Here is a 5,635-nt window from a genome sequence, read left to right on the forward strand (position 1 = left end):
TCCCCAAAGTTTGCTGCGCAAACCTTGGGCCCCGCCGTTGCGCTTCCACACCCCCATTCGTGCCTGCGGCACGAATCGCCCCCTGACTCAGGGGGCTGGCTCACACGCGTTTATGCCGTAGGAGCGGCGTAAGCCGCGAGGGCCTTCCCATGAAGCTACACCGCTCTTACGGACCCGCAGGCGCGGGCCCGCAGGATCAATGCGCGGAGGTCATGCAGGTCGGCGGCAGGTGGTCGGCCAGCAGCTGCGCCTGGGTGGCGTTGAGCGGGCCGCCGGGGCCGGCATCCAGGGTGCCGGTGATTTCGGCATAGACGCCCTGGCCCGGAACGCCCAGTGCGGTCGAGCGCGCCGAGGCGCGGGTGCGCAGCGGTTCGAGCATGTCCTCGTCGCCGGCCACCGCCACGGCGGCACCGTTGCCGCAGGGGTGCAGCGCATGCGCGCCGCCGCCGTAGACGTACATGCCACGCATCGTGGTCGGCGGTACCGGCTCGACCTTGGAGGCGGTGGTGGCGCAGGCCGCGGTGAGCGCGACGAGGGCGGCCAGAGCGAGCGGACGGCTCAGGCGGAGAGCGGACGACATCGGCAAAATTCCTTGTAAATGAAGGGCATTCCTGGGCGGCACGGATGCGGGCCGGTCGCGGCGTCCGGGTCGACGGCGTCCTGCCTGTGCCTGCGGGTGGCGCCCGGGCCGGGATACCTTAGCAGCTGGACCGGGCGCGTTGATGGCGGTGTTGTGCCGCTCCGGCCTCAGCCGCCGGGATCGGCCGGCAGCACCGGCATCGCGTCGATCGGCACGGTCGGGTTGTTCTCCTCGCGCAGGTAGTCTGGCAGCGAGTCGTCGTCCTCCAGCATGCGGTCGCCGAAGATCTGGTACTGGCGCCGCTGCAGCCAGGCGTCGCGGACCAGGCTGTAATCGTCCTCGACGCCTTCGCGCAGGCTGTCGGTGGCCAGCAGCTGGGCGCGCACGTCGACCAGCTGCAGGCCCTGCAGCGGGATCCGCACGCGGTCGGCCTCGACCTGGCGCAGCGGGCTGAGCGGGGCGTCGCCGGCCATGCCGAGGGCGTCGCGCAGGGTGCGCGGACCGAAGAACGGCAGCTCGAAATAGCGCGAGCGCTTCCAGCCCCAGACGCCGAGGGTCTGGCCGAAGTCCTCGCTGCGATTGGGCAGCTTGGCGTCGCTGGCCGGGTCGAAGATGCCGCCGATGCCGAGGGTGGTGTTGAGCAGGAAGCGGCCCAGCGACTGCCCGGCCTGCTTGGGCTTGCCCTGCAGCAGCGCGTTGATCGCCGACACCGGCTGGCCGAGGTTGTTGAAGAAGTTGCTCACGCCCAGCCGCAGCGGTCGCGGCACCGCCTTGACGTAGCCGCGCGCCAGCGGCCGCGCGACCCGCCGGTCGACCGCATTGTTGAAGCGGTGCATGCGGCGGTTGTAGCCCTCCCACGGGTCGTAGCTGGTCGGCAGCTGCGCCGGTTCGGGCAGGGTCGGGTCGGCCACCGGGTCGTAGGGATCGCCGTAGAGCGCCTGGTAATCGAGTTCGGCCTGGGTCGGTGCATCGACCGCGGCTTCCGGCGCGGCCGTCTCCGGCAGCGCCGTTTCCGTGGCGATGGCGTCCTGCGACATCGGCTCCGACGCGTCGGCGTCCGGCTGCGCGGCATCGGTCAGCGCCGGCTCGTCGACCGTCGGTGCCGGCCCGGGAGCGGCGTCGGCCGGGCCGTCGGTGGCCGGGACATCGTCGGTGGCTTCGGCCAGGCAGCGCTGGAATGCCGACGGCACGTTGTCGACGGCGTCCATGCAGCGCTGGTAGCGGAGCTGCTGTTCGGCCGACAGCGGGCGGGTGGTCAGCACCTGCGCCGTCGCCGGCAGGCTCGCCGCCAGCACAGCGAAGGAAAGGAGCGCGAGGGCGGGCACGGGCCCGCGGAGAAGAGGGAGAGGGCGCATGGGGGGTAGCGTCGGTCCGGGTCGGGGGGAGCCGGCCACGCGATCCTGCGCTGGCGACCGGAACACGTTGTTCAGGTTATCAGTTTGTCTAAGCGCAAGCCGTCGAAGCGTGGGCCGTTGAAGCGCAAGCCGTCGAAGCGTGCGCTGTCGAAGCCGCGCGGCGGAGGGCCCGCATGCTCAGCCGCCGTAGCCCAGGCCCGTGTCCAGACGGTAGGCGGCGCGCAGCTCGGGCAGGCCCGGCGGGGTGCCGGTGACGCTCTCGATCCCGGCGCGCGCGGCGACCTCGGCCAGCAGCGCCAGCCCGGCGCTGTCGATCGCGGTCACCGCCTCCAGGTCGATCCGTCGCGCACCGGCCAGCAGCGGCTGCAGCGGGCGCCACAGCGCCGCGCAGGCCTCGCGCACCAGCGCGCCGTCGAACACCAGTGCGTCGCCGTCGCGACGCACCGTGGCGGTTGCAGCGGCGGCCGCCATCGTCAGTCGGCCGAAGCCCGCAGGCTGCCGGCCTTCAGCTCGGCGGCGACCTGGGCGATCGACTTCTGCCGCAGCGGGGTGTCGAACTGGTTGCGGAAGGTCTGCACGAAGCTGACCCCCTCGACCATCACGTCGAACACCTTCCACTTGCCGCCGCTCTGGCGCATCAGGTAGTCGACCGGCACCGGCTCGCCGCTCTGGCGCAGGTACTCGCTGGAGACCTTGACGATGGCGCCGCCGCGCAGCGGGGTCTCCGACTTCACCCGCACCTGCAGGCGCTCGTTGAGGTCGAGCAGGGACGCGCCGTAGCGCTGCATCAGGTTCTCGGCCAGGGCGTCGGCGAACAGTTTGACGTCGGCGTCGGAGGCGCCGCGGCCGTGGGTGCCCAGCACCAGCCGGGCGGCGTAGTCGCGGTCGAAGATCGCGTCGAACTCGGTCGACATGAACGCGCGCAGCTTGCCGCGGTCGCCGCTGAACTCGGCGCGGCGCGCTTCCAGGGTGTTGAGGATGCGGGTGCTGTTGTCGAGCACCAGCTGGCTGGGCGAGGCCGCGGCCGGGGTGGCGGCGGTCTGGGCCTGCGCGGCCGGCGCCTGCAGGCCGGTGGCGGCCAGCAGCGCGATCGACAGCGGCAGGGCGGCCAGGCGGAAGGTCTTGCGGATCATGGGCAACTCCTTGCGGGAGAGTGCGATGGAAGGGAAGGGGTTCACTTCAGGTAGTCGGGCAGGGCGTCGTCGCCGTCGCCCTCGGCGGCCGGCGCATCGCCGGCCTTTGCGCCTGCATTGTCGGCGCCGCCGCTGAACATGTACTTGCCGACCAGCTCGATGATGTCGACCGAGGACTGGGTCAGGAAGATTTCGTCGCCGGACTTGAGCGGGTCGGGGTCGCCGCCGGGCTTGAGCCCGACGTAGCTCTCGCCGAGCAGGCCGCTGGTCAGGATCGCGGCGCTGGTGTCGGCCGGCAGGTCGTCGTAGCGGTCGTCGATGGCCAGGGTCACCACCGAGTCCAGCTTGACCGGGTCCAGCCCGATCCGGGCGACCTTGCCGATCGCCACGCCGCCGATCTTGACCGGCGCGTTCTGCCGCAACGGGCCGAGATTGCTGAAGCGGGCGGTGACCTCGTAGGTGCCGCCGCCGAAGCCGAAGCTGCCATTGGTCGAGGCGATCGCCAGCACCAGCAGCGAGGCCAGGGCCAGCAGCAGGAAGGCGCCGACGGCGAATTCGATGCGGGGGGCGCGAGCGCTCATTTCATTTCACCTTGGATGCGAGTCATTTGAACAGCAGCGCGGTCATGACGAAGTTGAACATCAGCACCAGCAGCGAGGCGTTGACCACCGCGCGGGTGGTCGCCACCGAGGTGCCCTCGATGGTGGGCTCGGCGTGGTAGCCGACATAGGCCGCGACCAGCGCCGCGACCGCGCCGAACACCGCCGCCTTGGCGAAGGCCATCGCGAAATCCTTGCCGAAGTCGACGCTGTCCTTGAGCACCTGCCAGAAGATGCCCGAGTCGATGCCGATCACGTGCACCGCCTCGAAATAGCTGGCGCTGATCGCCAGGCTGCAGAAGAACGCGGTCAGCAGCGGCACGCACAGCACCGCCGCCCAGAACCGCGGCGCGACCGCCTTGCCGACCGGATCGATCGCCATCAGCCCCAGCGCGGTGATCTGGTCGGTGGCGCGCATCAGGCCCAGTTCGGCGGCGATCGAGCTGCCGGCGCGGCCGATGAACAGCAGCGCAGTCAGCACCGGGCCCAGCTCGCGGTACAGGCCCAGGCCGAGCATCGCGCTGACCTGGTTGGCGGCGCCGTAGGTGTCCAGCGCGCGGTAGCCCAGCAGGGTCACCGACAGGCCGACGAAGGCGCCGCCGACCGCGATGATCGGCAGCGAACGGGCGCCGATCTTGTAGATCTCGCGGATCAGCTCGCGCCAGAAGTCGGCGGTCGGTTTGGAGGCGCGCAGCACCGATAGCGAGAACAGGCCGGCGTGGCCGAGCGAGCGGACGGCTTCGACGAAGGCCATCAGGCGGCTTCCTCCGCGGTGGGGGCGGCGGCGTTGAAGCCGCCGCGGCTGTCGAACGGGATCGGCCCGTCCGGGTCGCCGCGCAGGAACTGCTGGACCAGCGGATCGGGGCTGGCCGACAGCGCGTCGGGCGAACCGGAGAACACGATCCGGCCGTTGGCGATCACGATCGCGTGGTCGGCCACCGGCAGGGTCTCGTGGACGTGGTGGGTGACCACGATGCTGGTCAGGCCGAGGGTGTCGTTGAGGCGGCGGACCAGGGCCATCACCACGCCGCTGGCGATCGGGTCCAGCCCGGTCAGCGGTTCGTCGTAGATCATCAGCGGCGGGTCCAGCGCCAGCGCGCGCGCCAGCGCGACCCGTCGCGCCATGCCGCCGGACAGCTCGCGCGGGAACGCATCGGCGGCGGCGCGCAGGCCGACCGCATGCAGCTTCATCCGCACCAGCCGGTCGATCACCGGCTTCGGCAGGGGGGTATGCGCGCGCAGCGGCAGGGCGACGTTCTCGGCCGCGGTCAGATCGGTCAGCAGGCCATTGCCCTGCAGCATCACGCCGATGCCCTTGCGCAGCTCCAGCAGCTCGCGCTGGCGCTCGGGCATCGCCTGGCCGAGCACCTCGACACGGCCGGCCGCGGCCGGCAGCTCGCCGGTCAGCGCCGCCAGCAGGGTCGACTTGCCGCTGCCGGACGGCCCGAGCACGGCGACCACCTGGCCGCGCGGGACCTCCAGGCTGATGTCGTGCAGCACGGTGCGACCGCCGCGGTCGAGGCGGACGCCGTCCAGGCGGACGATGGGATTGTCGTTCGTCATGCGGTCGCGGTCGCTGTGGGGTTGGCCATCCGTTCAGGCAAGCTTGGCGACACCTGCCTGAACGAAGCCGGAGGGGGCAGAGTATCGGCGCCCGAGGCGGCGGCGTCGACTTCCGGCCCGACGCCGTCACCGCGGATACCTGTAGGAGCGGCGTGAGCCGTGACCCTCGGGCCTTGCCAAGAACGCCCCATCGCGGCTTACGCCGCTCCTACGAAGAGCAGAACGACATTCGCCTGTCCCATGAGCCCAGCCCCCTGAGTCAGGGGGGAACGATATCCGGCTGCGCGCGGATATCTCCCAAGGTTTGCTTCGCAAACCTCGGGCCCCGCCGTTGCGCTTCCACACCCCCATTCGCGCTGCGCGCGAATCGCCCCCTGACTCAGGGGGGAACGATATCCGGCTGCG

Annotated in this window: 7 protein-coding genes; all 7 read right to left on the reverse strand. The window is 71.2% G+C overall.

Features of this window, described 5'->3' with window-relative positions:
* Positions 1-196: 196 nt before the first annotated feature.
* Positions 197-580 (reverse strand): hypothetical protein, encoded by a 384-nt coding sequence (locus FKV24_RS10525; RefSeq protein ID WP_141482349.1) that lies wholly within the window; start codon positions 578-580, stop codon positions 197-199.
* A gap of 167 nt (positions 581-747) precedes the next feature.
* Positions 748-1,788 (reverse strand): MlaA family lipoprotein, encoded by a 1,041-nt coding sequence (locus FKV24_RS10530; protein WP_141482355.1) that lies wholly within the window; start codon positions 1,786-1,788, stop codon positions 748-750.
* Between the two features lie 324 nt (positions 1,789-2,112).
* Entirely contained in the window at positions 2,113-2,406 is a 294-nt protein-coding gene (locus FKV24_RS10535) for an STAS domain-containing protein (RefSeq protein ID WP_141482350.1), read from the reverse strand.
* Between the two features lie 2 nt (positions 2,407-2,408).
* Complete coding sequence (locus FKV24_RS10540) at positions 2,409-3,068, reverse strand: MlaC/ttg2D family ABC transporter substrate-binding protein (protein ID WP_141482351.1); 660 nt, start codon at positions 3,066-3,068, stop codon at positions 2,409-2,411.
* 41 nt (positions 3,069-3,109) lie between these two features.
* Entirely contained in the window at positions 3,110-3,649 is a 540-nt protein-coding gene (gene mlaD, locus FKV24_RS10545; protein ID WP_141482352.1) for an outer membrane lipid asymmetry maintenance protein MlaD, read from the reverse strand.
* 22 nt (positions 3,650-3,671) lie between these two features.
* Entirely contained in the window at positions 3,672-4,421 is a 750-nt protein-coding gene (locus FKV24_RS10550; RefSeq protein ID WP_141482353.1) for an MlaE family lipid ABC transporter permease subunit, read from the reverse strand.
* On the reverse strand, positions 4,421-5,230 hold the full coding sequence (locus FKV24_RS10555) for an ABC transporter ATP-binding protein (protein WP_141482354.1): 810 nt from the start codon (positions 5,228-5,230) through the stop codon (positions 4,421-4,423). Before FKV24_RS10555 ends, FKV24_RS10550 begins: the two co-directional genes overlap by 1 nt.
* Positions 5,231-5,635 lie beyond the last annotated feature (405 nt).

The sequence above is a fragment of the Marilutibacter maris genome, from assembly GCF_006546735.2.
In the GTDB taxonomy this organism is placed as follows: Bacteria; Pseudomonadota; Gammaproteobacteria; order Xanthomonadales; family Xanthomonadaceae; genus Marilutibacter; species Marilutibacter maris.